This is a genomic window from Candidatus Poriferisodalis multihospitum, assembly GCF_028283155.1.
Classification (GTDB): Bacteria; Actinomycetota; Acidimicrobiia; order Acidimicrobiales; family Poriferisodalaceae; genus Poriferisodalis; species Poriferisodalis multihospitum.
This window is the reverse complement of sequence record NZ_JAPYOK010000031.1, coordinates 1-20013: the sequence shown is the minus strand read 5'-3', so window position 1 is coordinate 20013 and position 20013 is coordinate 1. Positions and strand designations below refer to the sequence as shown.

Sequence of the window (20013 nt, the reverse complement as noted above, 5' to 3'; positions counted from 1 at the left end):
CAGCACAGATGCGGCCCCAAGTGGTGGAATTGCGGCCCGCTGTCTATCGGCAGTGCCCGCCAGTTGCACCCCAAGACAGTGCTCGGAGCGGCCGTCAGTTGCGCCCGTCACTGCGCACATCGAAGGCGTCACGCAGGCCGTCACCGATGAAATTGACGCACAGGACGATGACGACGATGGCCAAGCCAGGCGCCCACACCAGCCAGGGCTCGACGGTCATGAAGCCCTCATTGCCGCCGATCATGTTGCCCCATGTCGGCGTGTGAGCAGAACTCACCCCCAAGCCCAGGAAGCTCAGCACTGACTCGGCCAGAATCGCACCGGCGACCGCGAGCGACACCGCCACAGAGATCTCGCCCACCAGGTTCGGCAGCAGGTGGCGGACCATGATCCGCGTGGTGCTTGCGCCCATCGAGCGTGCGGCTGCAACGAACTCCTGCTCGCGCAGCGCCAGCGTTTTCGCCCGGATGATGCGGGCCAGCGCCATCCACCCCAGCAGCGACAGCACCAGCACGACATCAGCGGCGCTGTCGCCCAAGATGCGCGCCAGCAGGATGATCATCATGAGCAGAGGCAGAGCCAGCAGCGTGTCCGTGAACCGCATCAGCACCGCATCGACGCGTCCGCCCAGATAGCCGGCGACCACACCGACGGCCGTGCCGAGCAGTGACGCGATGAACGCCACCGACAGGCCGATGACGAGCGAGATCCGGCCCGCGAACAGCACTTGGCTGAACGTATCCCGGCCCAAGGTGTCGGTCCCGAGCAGGAAGTCGCCCCCTGGGGGCGCCAGCACATGGTCGAGATGCTGCTGTCCTGACCCATAGGGGGCGATCAGATCGGCGCCTGCGACCGCCGCAGCAATGATCACGAGTGCGACGAGCGACATGACCGACGCTCGGCGAGCGGCGAAGCGCCGCCAGGCCGCCGCCGCGGGACGCTCTGCGAGCCGGTCCTCAGCCAGTGCCACGCCGGATCCTGGGGTCGAGGACGCCATAGAAGAGATCGCCTGCGAGGTTCACTAGGAAGACCGCCGTCGCCACGATCATCACCGAGGCCAGCAGCACCGGGTAGTCGCCGCCGTAGAGGGCGTCGACGAACAACCGGCCCATGCCCGGGTACTGAAACACGAGCTCGGTCACCACCAGCCCGCCCACCAGCTGACCGGCATCGGTGGCGACCTGCGCCGTCACGGGGAGCAGCGCGTTGCGCACACCGTGACGAACCACCACTGTGCGCTCCGGCAGCCCTCGGCCACGAGCAGCGCGAACGTGGTCCAGGCTCATCACGTCGAGCAGGCTGGCCCGCATGTAGCGGCTGTACACGGCGACGAGCTGCAGCGACAGCGCCATCGTGGGCAGCACCAGGTGTCGCAGCCGGTCTGCGAGGTCGAAGCCCTGCTGGCCAGGCGAATACAGCCCGGCTGTGGGCAGCAGCGGTGGACCGATCCCCAGCCAGTTCGCGAGGTACAGGCCGAAGAACAGCTGCAGCATCAGGCCCAGCCAGAACACCGGGATGGAAATCCCCAAGAAGGAGACCGTGGTGGCCAGGTAGTCGATGAACGTGCCGCGGCGGATGGCCGAGATCGCGCCGATCGCGATTCCTGCGGCCAGCGAGAGCACGACTGCCAAGCCCACCAGCACCAGCGTGTTCACCAGCGCCGTGCGCACGATGGGCCATACCTCCGCCCCGTTGCGCACCAGCGAGATGCCGAAATCGGCCTGCACGAACGCCCCGAGCCACTGCAGGTACCGGCTCAGGATGGGATCGCCGAGTCCGAGGTGCTCGCGGTACTTGGTGATGTCCTCTGGCGCGATACGAGGATTCACCGTGAACGCGACCGTGGGATCCGAGATCTGATTCGCCGCCCAGAACACTGCGAATGAAATGGCCAGCAGGATCGGGATCGCCGTCGCGAGCCGTGTCAGCACGTAGCGCGCCACGATGCTGAGCCTGCCAGCCCGCCGACGGGCTATGCGTTCATTCGGGGTTCACGGTCCAGTCGAAGATGTCGAAGAACCCGCCGTAGGGACTCGACACATAGGCGCCCGGTCCCGACACCGCGTTGGGGTCCCAGATGATCATGTTGGGCAACATGTACAGCGGGATCCACGGCACGTCGGCGGCCAGAATCTGGCTCAGCTCGTGAACCAGCTCCAAGCGGGCTGCGGGGTCCACCTCGGCATCGATCGCGAAGGCCAGATCGCTGGCCTGCTGACTGCGGTAGGCCGTGAAATTCTGGCCCGTGTACTCGTTCTCCTCGATGGGCACGCCATCGATGTCGTAGAGATTGGCCACGGAGGGATCGGGGTTGGTGCTGTTCGCGAACAGCGCAACCGGGCCGAAGTTCAGCACAGGCAACCGGTTCTGGAACAGCTCGCCGGGGTCATAGTTGATGATCTCCCAACCGATCCCCAGCGGTGCCGTCATGTCGACGACCAGCGCTTGCACGTCCTCGCGCCGGTTGTTGCCGGCGACGGTGTTCCATGCCAGCACCAGCTCTTCGCCTTCGGCGTTCACCCACAGGCCGTCGGGGTCGGGCCGGGTCCAGCCCTCGGCCTCCAGCAATTCGGCGACCTTGGCCGCATCCTGGCTGTAGCGGGCGAAGTCGCCCTGGCACCACGGCCCGAACCCGGGGTTCCATCCGGCGCACTGCAGGACCGGCGGGTCAGCAGTGATCGTGCCCAGCGCTACTTCGGCGATGCGTTCGCGGTCGAGCGCATAGGCGACGGCCTGGCGGACGTTGCGCGTCATGTCGAAGCGGCGGTCGGGCGCGTCCTGGTTGATCCAGAGGCCCTCCATGTAGGTGCCCTCGGCGACCTCGTACGTCAGATCGCCGGTGATGCGCTGGCGAGCACCGGGGAACGGCTGCGGGAAAGCCGCCATGGCTTCGCCGGTCTGCAGCGCCAGCAGCTGGGAATCGGTGTCCTCGCGGGGCACCATCACCACCCGGTCCACCAGCGGGATGCGCTCGGCATCCCAGTAGCTGCGGTTGGGCACCAGGATGTGCTGCTCCTGGTTCCATTCCTCCTGGATCCACGGCCCGCCCGACACCGTGATCTCGTCGTTCCACTTGTCGGCGATGTCGGTGTCTGGGCCCAGCTCGTGCGCAGGCAGCAGTCCGCCGAACAGCGTCGGCCAGGGTGCATACGGCTCGCTGAACGTGATGACGGCCGTGTGGGGATCGGAATGGTCGATGCCGGTGATGAGATCGAGGCCGATCGTGTTGAGCGTGCCGGTGGTGTCGAGCCCGGCGCGCCAGGTGAACCAGACGTCGGTGCTGGTGATAGGCGTGCCGTCGCTCCATGTCGCCTCAGGGTTCAGGCGGTAGGTGAGCGCGAAGGTGCCGTCGCCTGCGGTGACGAGGCCGCCGTTCGCAACGGTCGGCTCCTCGACGAGCAGCGAGGATGCCACGTAGGTGTTGGTCTGGTCGAGCTCCATCAGCCTCGGCAGGTAGTGGATCAGCACCGACCAGATCGCCCAGGTGGCATTGGCACACGAAGTGACGGGGTTGGTGCACTCGGGCCACTGCTCCACCGCCAGCACCAGCGTGCCGCCGCTCGGGGCCGCAGCATCGTCGAGAGCGTCGGTGGCGCCTGGTGCGGCGGCTGGTTCTTGGGTTGCGGGCGCGGCCGCGGGCTCATCGGTCGACGTGTCGCCGCTGCATGCAGCGAGCAGCAGCGTCGCTGCGATGGCGACAGCCCCGATGCGCCAGCCGCTGGCCCGCCGCAGTCCCGCCGGGACCAGGAACAGCCGCGCTTGTGTCCGAAGCATCTTCATGCCGTCAAAGTAACGCTCTGGCACTCGGGCGCGATGTGATTCAGCCAACGAGAAAGAAGGGATGCAGCCGGCCCGCCGCGCATCGCACGCATAATGCGAGCGCTTCTGGCAGAGTTTGCCGGACTCGGCGGGCCCTGCCGGCCCATCTTCGACACCTGGGGGAGCTTCAACGTGCTGGATGGGTACCGGATACTGGATCTGACCGACGACCGGGGCCATCTCGCCGGAATGCTGCTGGCCCAGCTCGGCGCCGAGGTGGTGCTCTGCGAGCCGCCCAGCGGGCACCGCACCCGACACCGTGGTCCGTACGTCGACGATGTAGCCGACCCGGAGCGCGCTATCGAATTCCTCGTCTACAACCGGGGCAAGCACTCAGTGGTCGTCGAGAACACGGCGCAGATTGCCGAGCTCGCCGCTGGCTGTGATGCGGTGATCTCGTGCGGCGCGTTCGACGTCGACCTTGATGCGCTGCGCGCTGCGAGCCCGCAGCTGGTGACCGCGGCCATCACGCCGTTCGGCGAAACGGGCCCCAAGACCGCCTGGGCCGCTACTGACCTGACCATCGCCGCTTCGAGCGGCACGATGTCGCTGACGGGCGACCGCGACCGGGCACCGGTGCGCATCGGGCCGCCGCAGACCTGGCACAACGCTGCGGTGGACACCGCCGGCGCGATCCTCATGGCGCTGCACGAACGGCAGACCTCCGGGCTGGGCCAGCACGTCGACACGTCGGCCCAGCAGTCGTTCGTGGACTGCACGCAATTCCAGATGATGGCGGTGCTCACCGGCGGCGAAGTGCCGGTGCGGCTCCCCGGCGCGGTGAACCTGGGCGGCTTCCTGATCCCCTGGGTGTACGAGTGCGCCGACGGCTACGTGACCGTCACGTTCCTGTTCGGTCCGATGATCGCCCCGTTCACCAGCAGGATCCTGAGCTGGGCCTGCGAGGAGGGGTTCTGCGAGCCTGAGCTGCGCGACAAGGACTGGGTGGACTTCGGCATGGCCATCGTGGAGGGCCGCGAGTCAATGGACACCTTCGATCAGGCCATCAAAGCATTGACGGCGTTTGTGTCCAGCAAGACCAAAGCCGAGCTGCTGGAACGGGCGCTGACCGACAACCTGCTCATCGCGCCGATTACCACCACCGCCGACGTGCTGGCTCTCGACCAGCTGCAGGTGCGCGAGTACTGGCAGCAGGTGGAGATGCCGCGTGCCGATGGCCCGGCGCCGGTGCGACTCTGCGGTGCGCTCGCCAAGACCACTGCCGGCCCGCTGGCCGACCTGCCGGCGGCACCGAGCCTCGGGGAGCACACAGCGCTCTATCTCGGCAGCGACGGCACCGCCGCGCCGGCGATCACCGCGCGCCCACGGGCAGAGGCCGCACCCGCGGGGCAGCAGATGGAGCGCCCGCTCGACGACATCAAGATCCTCGATTTCATGTGGGCGCTGGCTGGGCCGGGCGCCACGCGCACGCTGGCCGACTACGGCGCCACCGTCGTGAAGGTCGAGAGCGAGCTGAAGCCCGACGTGCTGCGCGGCGTCCACCCGTTCATCGGCGAGGAAGGCGGGCAGGAGAACGCCCTGCAGTTCCACTCGATCAACGCCGGGAAGATGGACCTGACGCTCGACCTGTCGCTGCCCGAATCGCGAGAGGTGGTTCTCGACCTCGTCGCCTGGTGCGACGTGCTCACCGAGTCGTTCTCGCCGAAGGCGATGGAGAACTGGGGCCTCACCTACGACGCGCTGCGCGAGGTGAACCCGGAGCTCGTCATGTTCTCGAGCTGCCTGATGGGCCAGACCGGGCCGATGCGCCTGTACGCCGGCTTCGGCACGATGGCTGCGGCCATCGCGGGCTTCTACCCGGTGACCGGCTGGCCCGACCGCATCCCGGCAGGGCCGTTCACCGCCTACACCGACTACATCTCGCCGAAGCTGGGCGTGATGCTGATCCTGTCTGCGCTGGCCGAGCGAGACCGCACCGGCCGCGGCCAGCACATCGACTTCGCCCAGATGGAAGGCGCGTTGCACTTCCTGGCAACCGAGTTCGCCGACGAGGAGATCAACGGTCGCACTGCTGGTCGCAACGGCAACGCTGACCGCCACATGTGCCCGCACGGCGTGTATCCCGCAGCCGGCGACGATCGCTGGGTGGCGATCGCCTGCGAAACCGAGGCGCAGTGGGGCGCCCTGGCGGCGCTGCTCACTGAGGCTGCGGCCGGCAACGCCGAACTGGCACGGGCGCTGGACACGCTGAGCGCTGATGCAAACAGAGCAGGGCACTTGAGCGGTTTCAATGCCGCCAATCGTCGAGCGCACGCTGAGACCATCGACGCCGCGATCACCGCGTGGACGAAGCCTCGGGAAGCAGCCGACATCGAGACGGCGCTCCAAGCCCGTGGCGTGCCTGCCCACCGCGTGAGCGACGCCGCAGACCTCATGGCCGACCCGCAGATCGTCGCCCGCGAGCACTTCCTGTCGGTGCCGCACGCCAAGCACGGCCACACCTGGGTGGAGAACAGCAACTTCGAGCTGTCACGCACGCCCGGCCGGCCGCTGTGGGGCGGCCCGATGTTCGGCGAGCACAACATGGAGGTGCTCGAAGGCATCCTCGGCTACGACGCCGACAAGGTCGCCGAGCTCGTCATCGCCGGTGCCCTCACCTGAGAGCTCAGCGCGGTGTGCGTCGATAGCGCGATGCGAGGTAGTCGTCGACCCATCTACGACTGCTCCTCCAGCGGCCATCGCTGCCGCGTGTCGCCTGGAGCCGTCCGCGATTCGCTGCGCCGCGCAGCGCTACATCGCTGATCTCGCTCGAAGCCAGCGCTTCCAGCGGCACGAGACGGGCGGGACCCGCCACCGCGGGCAGGACGAACTTGTACAGGCTGTCCAGCATCGATCGAGCGAGCATTGCGCCGAGCGGACCAGGATCGCCGTCGTCAGCCTTGCGAAGCGCTCGCAGGTACCGATCGCGATCCCGCTTGTAGATGATCGCTGGCGGGAAGCCGAATCGGACGAGCACCAGATTGAGCACCAGTCGTCCCGTTCTCCCGTTGCCATCGAGGAATGGGTGTATCTGCTCGAAGCGGCAGTGTGCCGCGGCCAGCGCCTCCGGGAACGTGAGCTCATCGGAGTCCAGCAGGTTGACCTGCTTCGCCCACTCGGCCATCTCCGCATCGACGAGCGGCCACGCGACTGGCGTCATCCCATCTGGGAACGACCGGATGTCGTGTCGGCGATAGCTGCCGGGAGACTCCGCCGATGTGGCGTTCGGATGCGGCGACACCTCCCAAGCCGGCGCGAGGACCGCGCGATGAATCTCACGGACTTCGGACAGCGTTACGACCTGCTGGTGCTCGCCGAGTCCCGCCGGGCGCGTCGCCTGGGAATACACCCACTCGGCGGCATCGCCATAGCCCTTGACCTCCAGATACTCCCCGAGGTCCTTGTTGCCGACTGCCCGGCCCTCGCCAAGCAACTGCTCTACCTGCCGGAGCACCAAGGTGTTGCCCTCCAGCGCAGTCGAGTGGTGAGCTTCCGCGTACCAGATGCCGCGCCAGATGTCGGAGGCCTCTTCGGGCAGCGGCAACCCGCCCAGGTTCTCTCGAAGCTCGGTGACCTGTATCTGGAGCCGTTCGTACACCTGCAGATGCGTCGGGCGGCCCGACTGTCTTGGCATCACCGCACCTCCGAGTTGGGTGTACGTAGTTCAGCTGGTTGGACGAGTGAATTTGTTGAGTTCGCGCCAAACTAATCGGACAGTTCAACTTCGGGGCCGAGACTCCAACTTGTCGCTGATGCGCTTGGTTCAGCACGTGATGCTCGCGCAGCCCACAATGTGGGCATGAGTGAACGACAGAACATTTCGAGCGGCGGGCCGCTGGAGCCTGTGGCCGGCTACTCACGGGCTGTGCGAGTCGGCGACTGGGTGGCTGTATCGGGCAGCACGTCACTGGGCCCCGACGGCGTAGCCCACCCGGGCGACTGCTACGGGCAGGCCATCTACACGCTGGGCGTCATCGAGCAGGCGCTGGCAGAGGCGGGCGCACAGATGAGCGATGTCGTGCGGACCCGCTCGTTCGTCACCGACATCGGCATGCTCGACGACTTCATCCGCGCCCACGGCGAGGTCTTCGGCGACATCCGGCCCGCCTCGACGCTGGTTGAGGTGTCGGGTCTGATCCATCCCGACTTGGTCATCGAGATCGAAGTCGACGCGATCATTCCCTGATTCGCTGCTTACCCTGATCGGGTGCGAGCGCTGGTTCAGCGGGCTTCGGACGCCCGGGTGCGGGTCGACGGCGAGGTAATCGGCGAGATTGGCCCCGGCTTGTGCTGTCTCGTGGGTGCCACCCATGACGACGATCACGACTCTGCGCGCAAGCTGGCCGGCAAGATCTGGAACCTGCGCATCTTCGCCGACGAGAACGGCCAGATGAACCGATCGGTGGCCGAGACCAGCGGCGAGGTGCTGGTGATCAGCCAGTTCACCCTCTACGGCGACGCGCGCAAGGGCCGACGGCCTTCTTTCGTGGCAGCGGCCGTGCCGGATCAGGCCACCGGGCTGATCGATGTGCTGGTGAACGAACTGCGTCGACTTGGCGCCACCGTGGCGACCGGCTCGTTTGGAGCCCACATGGCCGTGGAACTCACCAATGACGGCCCCGTGACGCTGATGCTCGAAGTCTGATCCCAGGCCTGTTGCCGCAGAGCCGCGCTCAGGCCGGGGTGAAGCGCAGCAAGGCGGGGCCGTCAGGCGTGGCGTCGAAGACCGCCTGCACCGGTTGGCCGATGTGGACCGATTCGGGGTCGCAGCCGACGATGTTGGTCATCACCCGCGGGCCCTCGTCGAGCTCGACGCAGGCCAGCACGAACGGTGCCGCCTTGCGCCACGAGCCGGGGATGCGCCGGGTGACCGTGCAGCTGTACACCGTGCCTCGCCCGGACGCCTCGAACCAGGTCACCGAGGTGCCGCCGCACTGATCGCAGCGCTCCCGCGGGTACCACACGACGTGGCCGCAGTCGTCGCAGCGGGGCAGCTCCAGTCGACCCTCAGCGGTGGCATCCCAGAACCGCTGAGTTTCGAGGTTCGGGTTCGGCGGCGGGACGGGCAGCCCCGACGGACCCAGATCGCTCACAGCAACGACCTCACTCGGACCCCGCTCGTTCCGATCAGGCTCATGTCGACCTGCCCAGCACCAGCGTGGCGCTGCCCATGCGGGTGGCGAGGCTGCCCCCGGTGCCGTGCGCCAGAGCCAGCTCGCAGTCGGGCACCTGCACCGCAGCATGGGCCTCGCCGCGCAGCTGGCGCACGGCTTCGACCACCTTGGTCATGCCGCCGCGGTTGGCCGGGTGGTTGTTGCACAGGCCGCCCCCGTCAGTGTTGAACGGCAGCACACCAGCGGGCGACTGCAGCGCGCCTCCAGACACGAAGCGCCCGCCGTCACCCTTCGCGCAGAACCCGAGGTCCTCCAGCGTCATCAGCACCGTGATGGTGAAGCTGTCGTAGATCGACACGTAGTCGATGTCGGCGGGTGTCACGCCGGCTTCGGCAAACGCCAGCGGGCCCGAGCGCGTCGCGCCGGTGTGGGTCAGATCGATGCGCCCGCCCGAGGTGTGCTTGATGGAGGTCCCGGTCCCCAGCACCGGGGTGCAGTGCCGGTCGAGGGTTGCTGCCACGGCCTCGCTGACCACCACCAGGGCACCGCCGCCGTCGGTGATCACACAGCAGTCCAGCCGGTGCAGCGGATCGGAGATCATCGGCGAGGACACCACCTCGTCCACCGTGACGACGTCTTGGAGGAAGGCGTTGGGGTTGTGCTGCGCGTGGGTCGAGGCCGCCACCTTCACCTCGGCCAGCTGCTCAGAGGTAGTGCCGAACTCATGCATGTGCCGTGCCGCCGCCAGCGCGTAGCCGCCGGGCACCGACATGCCGAACTGGTTCTCGAACGAGGCCTCGGGGGCGGAGCTGAAGCGCGCGCTGCCGCCCGGCCCGGCGCCGCCGGTGCGCGGCTTGCCGGCCAGCGTGATCAGCGCCACATTCACCTGGCCTGCGGCGATGGCCGCCGCGGCGTGCTGGACGTGCACGAGGTAGGCCGAGCCGCCGGTCTCGGTGTCATCGATGTAGGTGAGGTCGAGGCCGAGGTACTCCGCCATCGACAGGGCGCCGAAGCCAGGGGCGTCGCCGGCCGAGTAGTAGGCGTCGACATCGTCGAGCGACAGGCCGGCGTCCGCGAGCGCTCCCGCAGCCACCTCGGCGTGGATCTGCGGCAGCGTGCGGTCGGGCAGCTCGCGACCAGGGTGCTCGTACACCCCCGCGATCAAGGCCCGTCCCCGAATGCTCACCGGCGGCAACCTAGTCGCAGGGCCGAAGACGGTGCCGGAACAGGACCGGCCGGCTGGACCCCTCAAGCGCCAACCCGTCCTGCCGGCGAGCGTTAGCTTCGCGGCGATGCTGAAGCCGTACCGGATACTCGATCTCACCGACCACCGGGGCGCGATGTGCTCCGCCATCTTGGGCTCGCTCGGCGCCGAAGTGGTGCTCATCGAAGGACCCGGCGGTCGAGGCCGCGACCACCGCAGTCAAGGCCCTGACGGCACGTCGCTCCAATGGTGGGCGCAGCGCCGGGGCGCACAGAGCTGCGTCATCACCGATCGCAACGAGCTGCTGGAGCTCGTCGCGGGTGCCGATGCGCTGATCGAGTCGCCCGACCCTGGCCTGGGTCTCGACTACGACGAGCTGCGCGCGATCAACCCGGGACTCGTGCACACCACGGTCACCGCGTTCGGCAGCACCGGCCCGAAGGCCGACTGGGCGGCGACAGACCTCACCATCGCAGCGTCGGCATGCAGTGCGGCCATCACCGGCGACACCGACCGGGCGCCGCTGCGCATCACCGCGCCGCAGAGCTGGCTTCACGCCGGTTCCCATGGAGCGGTCGGCACTGCGCTCGCGCTGCGCCAGCGCGACCGCAGCGGCTGGGGCCAGCATGTCGACATCTCCGCCCAGCAGGCGATGATGCAGACCGCCTTTCCCGGCATCGTGCATAGTGCAAATGCGTACCCGTCGGCGCGCAGGACGTCCGGTGGGATCCTGCTGCTGAACTTCCATCTGCAGTTCGTGTATGCCGCTGCGGACGGCTTCGTCTCCATCACGCTGCTGTTCGGCGACACCATCGGCCGCTTCACCGCCCGGCTGATGGAGTGGGTTCACGAACTGGGCTTCTGCGACGACGAACTGGCCGGGCTCGACTGGGTCGAATTCGGCATGCGCCTGTTCACCGATCCCGAAGTGGCGCCCGCACAGATGGAGGCAGCGAAAGCCGCCATCGCTGCCATGACATCGTCGATGACCCGGGCTGACCTGTTCTCCGAGGCCCAGCGCCGGGAGGTGCTGCTGGCACCCGTCTACGCCCCTGCCGAGCTCGTGCACATCGACCACTTCTCGCAGCGGGGCTACTGGGACGTGGTGGACGACGCCGCATGGGGCAGTGTCACCGCGCCTGGGCGCTGGTGCCAGCCCAGCCGCACGCCCCTGCGTGCGCTCGGCGGGCCGCCCGCACTCGGCGCCGACACCGAGGCAGTGAAGGCTGCGCCGCGCTCGGCGCTGCTGGAGTCCGCCGAGGCGTGGCGGGACGCCGGCGGCGACCCAGCGTCGCCACGACCCCTCGAAGGCCTCAAGGTGCTCGACACCACCTGGGTGTACGCCGGACCGTTCACGACGCGGCTGCTCGCCGATTTCGGCGCCACGGTCATCAAGGTGGAAGGGCCGGCTCGCTTCGATGCCGCCCGAGGTGCCGGCGGCGGCCTGCGGGGCGACATGGGGCCTGATGCCTCGATCCAGTTCGGCACCTTGAACGCCGGCAAGCGGGGCGTGACCCTGGATCTCAATACCGAGGCCGGAAGAGAGGTGCTGTGCGACCTGGTCGAGTGGGCCGACGTCTTCGTCGAGTCCTATACGCCGGGAACACTCGAGGCTTGGGGAATGGGCTACGACGTGCTGGCCGAGCGGAATCCGGAGTTGATCCTGCTGAGCACGAGCCTGATGGGCCAGAGCGGTCCGCTGTCCACATTCGCCGGGTTCGGCAACCTGGCCGGGGCCATCACCGGCTACTACGAGATGACCGGCTGGCCGGACCGACCTCCGGCGGGGCCGTTCCTAGCCTACACCGACTATGTCACACCGCAGTTCATGGTGCCGCTGCTCATGGCGGCGCTCGATGCACGCGATGCCGACCCCGACGGTCGCGGCCAGCATCTGGACTTCGCGCAGGCCGAGGCCGCCATTCACTTCCTGGCGACCGAGGTGCTCGCGAAGACCGTGAACGGCGACGAGGCGACACGGATGGGCAACGCGGACGCCTTCATGTGTCCCCACGCCATGTACCCGTGCGATGCGGGCGGCGCCGAGCCCGACAACCCGCTCGAGCCGCCGGACCCATGGGTCGCGATCGTCTGCGAGACCGAGCATCACTGGGAGTCGCTGTGCGAGGTGCTCGATGCGGGCGGCCATGCAGTGCCTGCCGAGCTGGCCGGCCTGGACGCAGCGGGGCGACTTGGACGTGCCGATGAGATCGACGCCATGGTCGGAGGCTGGGCAGCCCAGCGCACCCCCGCCGAAGCCGAAGCCGCTCTGCAAGCAGCCGGCATCCCGTCGCACGCAAACCAGAACAGCGTGGGCTGCTTCGCCGATCCGCAACTGAACCACCGGGGCCATTGGCTGGAAGTCGAACACCCGCTGTACGACCGCATGGTCGTGGAGGCGCCGCGTCTGCAGCTCAGCGCGACGCCCCATGCCATCAGCCGTTCAGGCCCCAGCTTGGGCGAGCACAACGATGACGTCTTGCGGGAAGTGCTCGGCTACGACGACGACCGCGTCGTCGAGCTCGCCGTCGCCGGCGCCATCGGCTGACCTGCCGACTGGGCCGATGTGCCAAACGACTGCCTTTGGGTCAGCCAAAAGTCGACCTCAGAAACGGCCAAACGTCGGGTTCGCGCTGTACCAAAGGACAGGTCCGCATGGGGCAACGCACGCACGCTCATCTGCCCCATCCGCGGCATCCATCGGGTCAGTCGGGGGTGAAGCCGGTGCCTTCTTCGAAGTCGAGCTCTCGGGTGTTCTCGTTGACATTGCGAACCACGTCGCTGTCGAAACCGGCTGGGTTGCGGACCTCAATCTCGACTCGAATGTCGACCGCCGCATCTGGATGACCGAGCACACGGGTCAATACGCCGTCGCTGAGCCTCGTGAACGCCTGCGTCGGCCGGGAGGCGTCCAGCTTGACCGAACCGCGGAACACCCGAAATCCACGCTGAGCGGCATCCCCTCGGTCTCCTGACGCATCGGAAAGAGCGCCAGCGTCGTCGCTGGTGTCGCCTCTTGTGGATGAGTCCGTTGGCCCCGTATCGGCGTTGTCGGAATCGCTCTCGGCGTCAGCCTCTGCCTGCCTCAAGTCACGCTCGTACTGCTCTTCGAGGAGGTCGGCTCGCACCACGAGCGTCGAAGGCGAAATGGCCGCTGCGGGCTGGCCCGGAGTGCTCAGGCCCACGTATCGGTCAGATGCGTCGTCGTACGACACCGCGACGCCGAAGCCCTCGGTGCGCCACATGATGCCTTCGGGTCCGGTGGCGACCGTGGCCAACAGCACGTCCTGGTCACGCAGACGGGGCAAGTAGACGTAGCGCGCCATGTCCTCCCACAGCACCGACACCGGAACGTGCCCGTCGGCCCAGCGCGACGCCAGTACGCCGTCGAGTTGCTGCCGCAGGATCACCGCAGGGAACTGGGCAGCCAGCGTGCCGTCGTTCAGCAGTCGCCGGCCGGCGCTCTCGGCGATGCTCACTGCCGGCGCCGACGGACCGCCGAAATCGCCGACCCGAACCGCACCGCTGCCGGTCCCACGTTCGGCGCGCTCAGGGTCGATCCTCACAGCCTCTAGGTCAACCAGGCCCCGCGGGTCGTATTGCTGCGGCACCAGGAGATACCGGTACGCCTCGATCACACGCAAACCTGCCGCCTGGTCGGCTCGCTCACGCAATGTCTCCGCCAGTTTCTTCTGCTGGGCGTCGAGGTTCAGATCCTCGTGCCGGTCGCAGATGCCATCCCACGCCAAGTACTCGGCTGCCGCTTGTTCCAACCCCTCCACTGCCCGATGCTCCGCCGCAGCGAACACCACCATGTTGCGGTACTGGCGGGGCCCCGCCCCCCGCTGTTCGAGCATCTCGCGGGCGGCCGCCAGCGCCGCAGAGTCCTCGGAGTTCACTGTCAAGGAGGCGCCTGGCTCCAAGATCACCAATCTGACACGCGGTTCGTCGACCACGTCGGCGGGGCCCGCAGGCGCGATGTGCAACCCGGCGAATGGACTGCTGCGCGAACCGCGTCCCGCACCGTCGCGCAGCCGGCGAACGATCTCAGCCTGAATCTCGTGCCGCTCGCCGTCGAGCAGGTTCTGAATCTCATCTTGTGCGGTTCGGGTGACGTTCTGCTGCCGGTCGAACCAGTACCGGTCGCGGTCCACATAGAGGTAGGGGGCTTCCGCGGCAATGCGGCTCAGCGCGTCCGAGAAGGGACCAGACGGATCGCCGGCGAACGTGGAACCCAGGCGAACGCGCCGCACATCGAGTCCTTGGTTCGCGCTGCCCACCCGCGGCGTCGCCCCGACGAAGATGGTGCGGGCGACCCTGCGGGTGGCATGCAAGGCGCCGAGGTGAGGCGTGCTGCGGTCGATCTGCGTGGCATGCGAGTCGTGCCCGTCGACGTCCGAGGAGATGACGGGGTGCCAGTAGTTGGTCAGCCGACCCGCCAGCTCGTTGACCACTCGGTCGTCGCCGAGCGGGATGGAGCAAGGGAGAATCAGCGGCGACTTGTCGTCGCTGGCCCACAGCGAGTCGATGGTGGCGGCCATCAGCCGCAGCACGCCACGGGTGCGCTGGAAGCGGTCGATTGCCGACCAGTCCTGATACAGCCGGTCGAACACCTCCGGATGAATCGGATAAGCGGCCCTGATCCGCTCGACATAGGCGATCTCGGAGCACTCCGCAGGAAAGTCGCTGCGACGCGACCGGTACAACTGCCCGAAGGCTTCCGCGGTTGCGTCGCGATGCTCGCGGGCTTCGTCGCCAAGCGGCTCGAACAGCCGGCGGCGCACGATCTCATAGCTCTCGTCTCCGCTCGCCGGCTGCCAGGTCTCCGCAAGTCGGTTCGTGACGTTCGTCAGCCGTCGCAGGGCTTCCCGACCGGCAGTGCCGCCGATCTCCAAGCTGGACACGCCGAAGCTCTCGTCGTCGGCGTCCGCTTCCTCAGAGGCGGGAATGGACACCACCACGAGCACCCCGTCGGTCGCCTTCGCCGCCTCGGAGAGCGTCTGAGCGAAGCTGAACTGCGAGTCGAAGCTGCCACCCGGCAGGTCGGTGCGCTCGTACAGCTCGCGCGCATACGCGACCCACTCGTCGATCAAGACCAGGCAAGGCGAGCACACCGTGAGCACATCGCGAATGGCGTCGCCTGGGTTGACCCGGTTGCGGTCGCTGTCGGCAAGCAAGTCGTAGGCGGCCCGACCGCCGAGCTGCCAAGCGATCTCGCCCCAGATCGTGTTGACCTCGGTGCCGTCCGGCTTCGTGTGCACTTCGCCGGCGCCGAACTGGTTGCCCACGACGACGGCGCGGTTCACTTGCGGCATGTCGTCGACGCCGGCGTCGGCTACGAGTTCGGCAAGCTCGGGCGACATCTCAGCAGGGTCCATGCCCGACATCAGGTGATACAAGGCGATGAGGCTGTGCGTCTTGCCGCCGCCGAAGTTGGTCTGACAACTGATGACCGGCTGCCCGCCACGGCCCGTGACGCGCTTGATCGCCAAGGTCAGCAGGTCGCGCAGCCCGACGGTCAGGTACGTGCGCTCAAAGAAGCGGCGTGCGTCGGCGTACTCGTCGCTGCCGAGTCCTTGGCGGACCATCTCGAGGTCGGCGGCGAACTCTGCGACGGTGAACTGCCCGGAATGGATGTCGTCGTGCGGGTGGATCACCTCGCGCCACGGCGTCAGGCCCCGCGGCGCTGTGTCGAGCACGTTGAAAACGGCGCTCGGCTTGTCGCTCGGCTCGGCATCTTGGGCACGCTCGTATTCGATCCGGTTGAGATCGTGCTGCAGCTGCTCCACCTCGGGTGCGTCCTGCGGGGCCACGGCTTCGATGAGCGAGACGATCGCACTGAGCGTGTACTGCGTGTCGTTCAGGCGAAAGCGTTTGTTGTGTGCCCAGTCGTTCCGCTTGTCTCGAAGGGCGAACACGATGTTGCGCGCACTGCGAGGCAATTGCCGCTCGAACGTCCCCCGCCAGCAGTCGGCGATGACGCGCAGCAGAAATGCCGGGTCCTCCGTCGAGAACTCCGAAATCGGCGGTCGCGCCGTGGCGGCGAACCGAGCCGCCCAGTCCGCGCCGCCGCCCTGCCCCTGCGACATGTGCCGCTCGACGAACGGCCCGAGGCATCGCGCAAGAATCTCGAACGCCTCCCCCACCCGCGCCCGATTGCTCATCTCCGCCATAGTGGGTCCCCGCCGTCACTGCTAGTGGGTGTCCATCTGATCCCCACCCGCTGGGCCGACCACATGGGACGGCCCCCGGGTGGGTGTTTCTATTATGCGCACCCTTGTTCTCATCGGTGCCTAGCCGTGCGCGAGATGGAGTCTCATGGCACGACGGATTCCCGCTCGGCGCTGTGGATCGGCAAGCTGTTCCTGTCGTGTGCTTCCAGATTGGTCAGAAGACCGAATCCACTGATGGAATGCCTCGACAGATGTGTGGCGCGCGGCGCCACGCTCGGCTGCGCGGCTCACCCACTCTTCCTCCAGTTCGGCTTCCTCAAAGACTGCTTCAGTGGCCTCGGCGAGTCGGTGGGTTGGCACCAAGAATCGTGTGAGGTACCAGATGAAACGCTGCTGGAGCAGGTGGATGCCGTAGGGCGACAGGCAGGCGATGCGCCGCTCGGGCAGCAGTGACGCCGATTCGACAAGACCCATGTCCTCAAATCGAGCGGTTCGGTGCTCTCCGGCGAGTTCGGGCAGCGGCATCGCCTTGAAGTGCCCGTCTCGCCATTTCCTCAGCGGAATCTCTTGGCTGGTGGCAACTCGCGCCATGTGAAGTCGTGGCGCCAGCCGCACGCCATCAACGCGCATCGAGCACGGGTGGGTCAGAACGATGCCGAGCCTCGCGTTGTCGGGCGCTGTGTCTGGCGTTACACCCGGAATGGTGACTTCTCCGAAGACATCGCCCGTCATGAACGGGCGTGCCTGGTCCACTTCCGCAGGCGAAGACGCGAGATACAGGTCCAAGGGCGAGCCCGGGGCCTCAAGCGCTTCATCCGGCAACTGAACCGCCCTAGCTGTCAGAGCCGACGAGACGAAGGCCCCGCAGGCCATCGGCCGCCGTAAACACCTCCACATCAGAGCGGTACCGGACGCGCCAGTCTGATGCGAACTCATCCAGGATCCGCTCAGGATCCCCCGGCTGGTCGCGGGCCATTCTGAGGACGAGATCGAGACGTTCCGCTGCCATCAGGTCGAGCCCACTCAACGGTGCCTCCGGGTGCACCGGCGTCTCGAGCCATCCTGCGACATCGTCGATGAGATAGCGCTCTTCGGCGATCTCGCAGAGCGCCACAGCGCGGGCGACACGCTGCCGGTTCTCCCCCGTCGCTGACTCGCCTTGTCGCCATTTGCGGACGGCAGGCACCGAGACTCCGCAGACCCGGGCGATGTCCCGCCACGAGAAGCCCAGCATGCTGAGCCGGTCCAGCAGCGCCGGCAAGCGGTCCTGAGCGAGGCGGAGCGCAGTCGAGCGCAACTCCTGCTCCAAGCCGTCGGAGTGCATGCGTCCGATCGACTCATGTAGGTCCTGCGAATCGTTGACCAGCAGCTCGCTCTGGTTGCGCAGGAACCCGATGTCGTCCACGACATCTTGAATCGTCCTCGTCCGCTCCACGCGGGGCGGTGTGTGACCGACTGACGCGCCGGTGGGCGCGTCATCGATGCGGTTGATCAGGCTCATGTCAGGTCCTTTGTGCTCGGCGCATCCATGCTTCGGTCGAGCACTTCGGCGCGCAGCTTGTCAGTGACGGCAATCTTGAAGAAGTCGCTCGCTGCTTGATGCACTCGATCGCAGCGTTCGAGAATGCCGTCTGCCGCGAACTCGGGAATCTCGTGTTCGCTCGTCCAAAACGCATCGGAGTCGAGCAGGAAATACGGCCCTGGTGGATGCACAGACTTGCGCCGGGTGGGCCCCTCGGGGTCTACGGCATAAACCGTCTGCGGACCGTAACGAACAGTCAGCGCGTACGAGGCCTCGGTCTGGTACTGGATCCGGCCTTGCCACGCCGTCGCGTTCATCCCAGCCGGCCTCAGCTCAGCTGCCGCTGCGGCCAGCAATTGAGAGTTGATGTAACCGTCCCAGTCCTCAGGCTCGTCGCCAGCGTTGGGCACCCGAATCTCGTCGATGTACCGCAAGCCGATCCGCAACACGCCGTCGGGCGCACAGATGCGCTCCAAGGTCTCGACGACTTGTCGCGCCAGTGGCCGAAAGTGCTCAACCCAGCCTGCGTACGCCGTCGTCTCGAGGACTAGCGCGTCGTGCCTGACAACCAGCGCAGTCGCTTGGTCACGGGTGCAGAACCTTGGTGCCGTGCGCTGTGTGACCTGCAGTGGAGCTGGCACCTCCACGGCCACGTCGACCTGCTGCTCAATCTGTGTCGCCATGATCGGCAAGCTGTCTCGCACCGCTTCCTTCATCGCTGCCACGGCGTCGTCGGTCAAGCCACCCGCAATCTCGGGGTATCGGATCTCCAGCACGGTCAGGACGAGCGGCGGATTCCGGAATGGCGGCGTATGGCCGGACAAGTCGTCGGCGATAACCAAAAGTGTAACCAAGCGTGTTACACAGCCGCGCCGCCGAGAGCGTCGCAGCGGTTCAGCCCACCCAGCACAGCATCAGTCAAGGCGGTGGGGCTACTGGAAGGTGAGGGTGGCCTCGGAGGATTGGGCTTGGCGGGCGAGGTCGGGCCAGGCGGTGACCAGGGCGTTGTAGGCGAGGGCTTCGGACTGGGTGCCGATGCGCTCGCAGATGTGGAACAGGCGGTAGGCGAGGTCGCGTGGGGCGTCGTCGCTGGTGCCGGCGGCTTGCAGCAGGGCAGCGGCTGCTTGGGTGCCGTCGCTCATCAGCGTCCGCCGAAGATGCAGCGTGGTCTCCCACACTGTCCGGCGCTTGTCGGTCGTGGGGTGCCAGTGCTCGTCGAGTTCGTCGGCTTGCAGCAGGCGGCACTCGTTGCCCTGCTGCCACAGGATGCCTGCCTCCACGAGACCGCCGATGGAGGTGTTCTTGGCCTTGCAGAGCGTGTCGGCCTCACCTGCGGGACCGATGCTGTGACCGTGCTGCGCGTACCAGGCCAGCGCCCAGCGAGTGTCGGTATCGAGGTCGCCCTCGTGCTCTTCGAGCACCGCGTCGAGCGCCCGATTGATCTCGGCCAGCGCGTCGCGCACGGTCATCGAGCTGCCGTCGGGTTCGACCACCCGGCTGTAGCGCCTTCGAGCATGGTCTCCCAGCCCGTCGAAGCAGTGCCGGACGCGTCGGTCTCGGACTGCTTGAACGCGTAGAAGATCGTCCACGGGAAGCGTTCGTCGTGCGCGTCGGCCATCGAGCCGAACGCTTCTCGCAGGCCACGCTCGAAGAAGGCCGCGGCGGCATCCCAGCCGTCGTGGCGGGCCGGTTCTGCAATCAGTTCGGGCGCCTTGGGCACCTTCAGCGTGCCGAACAGGTCTGGCCAGACATCGGCGAGGCAGCGCCGGAGCCATATGTAGAAGAAATCCGACAGGTCGGCGTAGGGGATGTTGTCGTAGTACGGCGGATCGGTACACACGACGACCCCGCTGGTGCCGGGTTGCGACTCGTCGAGGCCGCGTTCTGTTTCGTCGGTATCTCGCTGCGCGGATGCCACCTGGTCGCCGGTGTCGGCCGGCGGCTGGACGAAGGGTTCTGATTCATCGGCACTTCGCCGCGCTGATGCGGCACGGAGGGTCGCAGGGTCTCGGTCGCGGGCGTCTCGTTGGGTGCCCGTGCCATCAGGTGCGGCCGGGAGACGGCGCATCACCTCGACGAGGTAGTCGAGTTGGCCCATGAAGTTGCCGGATGATGTCGAGAAGGGATTGCCTTCCGCGTACACCCAGATCATCGGGAGTGCGGGCCGTGCGAAGACTTGCT

15 protein-coding genes and 1 pseudogene are annotated in these 20013 nt (G+C 67.2%); 4 read left to right on the top strand and 12 right to left on the bottom strand.

The genetic code is table 11. The features are described from left to right. Nucleotides 1-94 precede the first annotated feature (94 nt). The 3 genes from VI480_RS02230 to VI480_RS02220 are packed head-to-tail and all read right to left on the bottom strand — an operon-like array spanning nucleotide 95 to nucleotide 3780. A complete protein-coding gene (locus tag VI480_RS02230) occupies nucleotides 95-970 on the bottom strand; it encodes an ABC transporter permease (RefSeq protein WP_323671182.1) in 876 nt (291 codons plus the stop codon). After that, nucleotides 957-1943 carry an ABC transporter permease gene (locus VI480_RS02225; protein ID WP_323671181.1) on the bottom strand — a complete coding sequence of 329 codons (987 nt, stop codon included), beginning with the start codon at nucleotides 1941-1943 and terminating at the stop codon, nucleotides 957-959. The genes VI480_RS02230 and VI480_RS02225 overlap by 14 nt, the downstream gene beginning before the upstream one ends. A 37-nt stretch (nucleotides 1944-1980) precedes the next feature. Continuing rightward, nucleotides 1981-3780 carry an ABC transporter substrate-binding protein gene (locus VI480_RS02220; RefSeq protein WP_323671180.1) on the bottom strand — a complete coding sequence of 600 codons (1800 nt, stop codon included), beginning with the start codon at nucleotides 3778-3780 and terminating at the stop codon, nucleotides 1981-1983. A 93-nt stretch (nucleotides 3781-3873) separates the two neighbouring features. On the opposite strand from VI480_RS02220, the gene VI480_RS02215 reads away from it, so the two are divergent. Beyond that, complete coding sequence (locus VI480_RS02215; protein ID WP_323671179.1) at nucleotides 3874-6441, top strand: CoA transferase; 2568 nt, start codon at nucleotides 3874-3876, stop codon at nucleotides 6439-6441. A gap of 4 nt (nucleotides 6442-6445) precedes the next feature. Here the strand turns inward: VI480_RS02215 and VI480_RS02210 are convergent, their stop codons facing one another. Further along, nucleotides 6446-7453: a Fic family protein gene (locus tag VI480_RS02210; protein ID WP_323671178.1), complete on the bottom strand. Its 1008-nt coding sequence runs from the start codon at nucleotides 7451-7453 to the stop codon at nucleotides 6446-6448. Nucleotides 7454-7618: 165 nt separating this feature from the next. On the opposite strand from VI480_RS02210, the gene VI480_RS02205 reads away from it, so the two are divergent. Then, nucleotides 7619-8005: a RidA family protein gene (locus VI480_RS02205; RefSeq protein WP_323671177.1), complete on the top strand. Its 387-nt coding sequence runs from the start codon at nucleotides 7619-7621 to the stop codon at nucleotides 8003-8005. A gap of 21 nt (nucleotides 8006-8026) precedes the next feature. Beyond that, entirely contained in the window at nucleotides 8027-8464 is a 438-nt protein-coding gene (dtd, locus tag VI480_RS02200) for a D-aminoacyl-tRNA deacylase (protein ID WP_323671176.1), read from the top strand. Between the two features lie 28 nt (nucleotides 8465-8492). Here the strand turns inward: dtd and VI480_RS02195 are convergent, their stop codons facing one another. Then, nucleotides 8493-8912, bottom strand: coding sequence for a Zn-ribbon domain-containing OB-fold protein (locus VI480_RS02195; RefSeq protein ID WP_323671175.1), 420 nt, complete (start codon nucleotides 8910-8912; stop codon nucleotides 8493-8495). A 40-nt stretch (nucleotides 8913-8952) separates the two neighbouring features. Next, on the bottom strand, nucleotides 8953-10119 hold the full coding sequence (locus VI480_RS02190) for a thiolase domain-containing protein (RefSeq protein WP_323671174.1): 1167 nt from the start codon (nucleotides 10117-10119) through the stop codon (nucleotides 8953-8955). Nucleotides 10120-10225: 106 nt separating this feature from the next. Here VI480_RS02190 and VI480_RS02185 point away from each other — a divergent pair, with 106 nt between their 5' ends. Then, nucleotides 10226-12685 carry a CoA transferase gene (locus VI480_RS02185; protein ID WP_323671173.1) on the top strand — a complete coding sequence of 820 codons (2460 nt, stop codon included), beginning with the start codon at nucleotides 10226-10228 and terminating at the stop codon, nucleotides 12683-12685. Nucleotides 12686-12842: 157 nt separating this feature from the next. Here the strand turns inward: VI480_RS02185 and VI480_RS02180 are convergent, their stop codons facing one another. The 6 genes and pseudogenes from VI480_RS02180 to VI480_RS02155 form a co-directional block, all read right to left on the bottom strand. Further along, the gene (locus VI480_RS02180) at nucleotides 12843-16301 is read right to left on the bottom strand and encodes a DUF499 domain-containing protein (RefSeq protein WP_323671172.1); all 3459 of its coding nucleotides are present in this window, start codon (nucleotides 16299-16301) and stop codon (nucleotides 12843-12845) included. Between the two features lie 129 nt (nucleotides 16302-16430). Beyond that, nucleotides 16431-17063 carry a hypothetical protein gene (locus VI480_RS02175; protein WP_323671171.1) on the bottom strand — a complete coding sequence of 211 codons (633 nt, stop codon included), beginning with the start codon at nucleotides 17061-17063 and terminating at the stop codon, nucleotides 16431-16433. Between the two features lie 79 nt (nucleotides 17064-17142). Next, nucleotides 17143-17811: a helix-turn-helix domain-containing protein gene (locus VI480_RS02170; protein ID WP_323671170.1), complete on the bottom strand. Its 669-nt coding sequence runs from the start codon at nucleotides 17809-17811 to the stop codon at nucleotides 17143-17145. Next, nucleotides 17808-18686 carry a TIGR04255 family protein gene (locus tag VI480_RS02165; protein WP_323671169.1) on the bottom strand — a complete coding sequence of 293 codons (879 nt, stop codon included), beginning with the start codon at nucleotides 18684-18686 and terminating at the stop codon, nucleotides 17808-17810. Before VI480_RS02165 ends, VI480_RS02170 begins: the two co-directional genes overlap by 4 nt. A gap of 78 nt (nucleotides 18687-18764) precedes the next feature. Continuing rightward, complete coding sequence (locus tag VI480_RS02160; protein ID WP_323671168.1) at nucleotides 18765-19301, bottom strand: hypothetical protein; 537 nt, start codon at nucleotides 19299-19301, stop codon at nucleotides 18765-18767. After that, nucleotides 19298-20013: pseudogene (locus VI480_RS02155) on the bottom strand (hypothetical protein); the annotation flags it as partial. The pseudogene VI480_RS02155 and the gene VI480_RS02160, both read right to left, overlap by 4 nt.

Excerpts from the sequence above, each read along its gene's own strand:
- VI480_RS02220 (WP_323671180.1), bottom strand. The coding sequence starts at position 3,780 with ATGAAGATGCTTCGGACACAAGCGCGGCTGTTCCTGGTCCCGGCGGGA.
- VI480_RS02215 (WP_323671179.1), top strand. The coding sequence starts at position 3,874 with ATGCGAGCGCTTCTGGCAGAGTTTGCCGGACTCGGCGGGCCCTGCCGG.
- VI480_RS02210 (WP_323671178.1), bottom strand. The coding sequence starts at position 7,453 with ATGCCAAGACAGTCGGGCCGCCCGACGCATCTGCAGGTGTACGAACGG.
- VI480_RS02205 (WP_323671177.1), top strand. The coding sequence starts at position 7,619 with ATGAGTGAACGACAGAACATTTCGAGCGGCGGGCCGCTGGAGCCTGTG.
- VI480_RS02185 (WP_323671173.1), top strand. The coding sequence starts at position 10,226 with ATGCTGAAGCCGTACCGGATACTCGATCTCACCGACCACCGGGGCGCG.
- VI480_RS02180 (WP_323671172.1), bottom strand. The coding sequence starts at position 16,301 with ATGAGCAATCGGGCGCGGGTGGGGGAGGCGTTCGAGATTCTTGCGCGA.
- VI480_RS02170 (WP_323671170.1), bottom strand. The coding sequence starts at position 17,811 with ATGAGCCTGATCAACCGCATCGATGACGCGCCCACCGGCGCGTCAGTC.
- VI480_RS02160 (WP_323671168.1), bottom strand. The coding sequence starts at position 19,301 with ATGACCGTGCGCGACGCGCTGGCCGAGATCAATCGGGCGCTCGACGCG.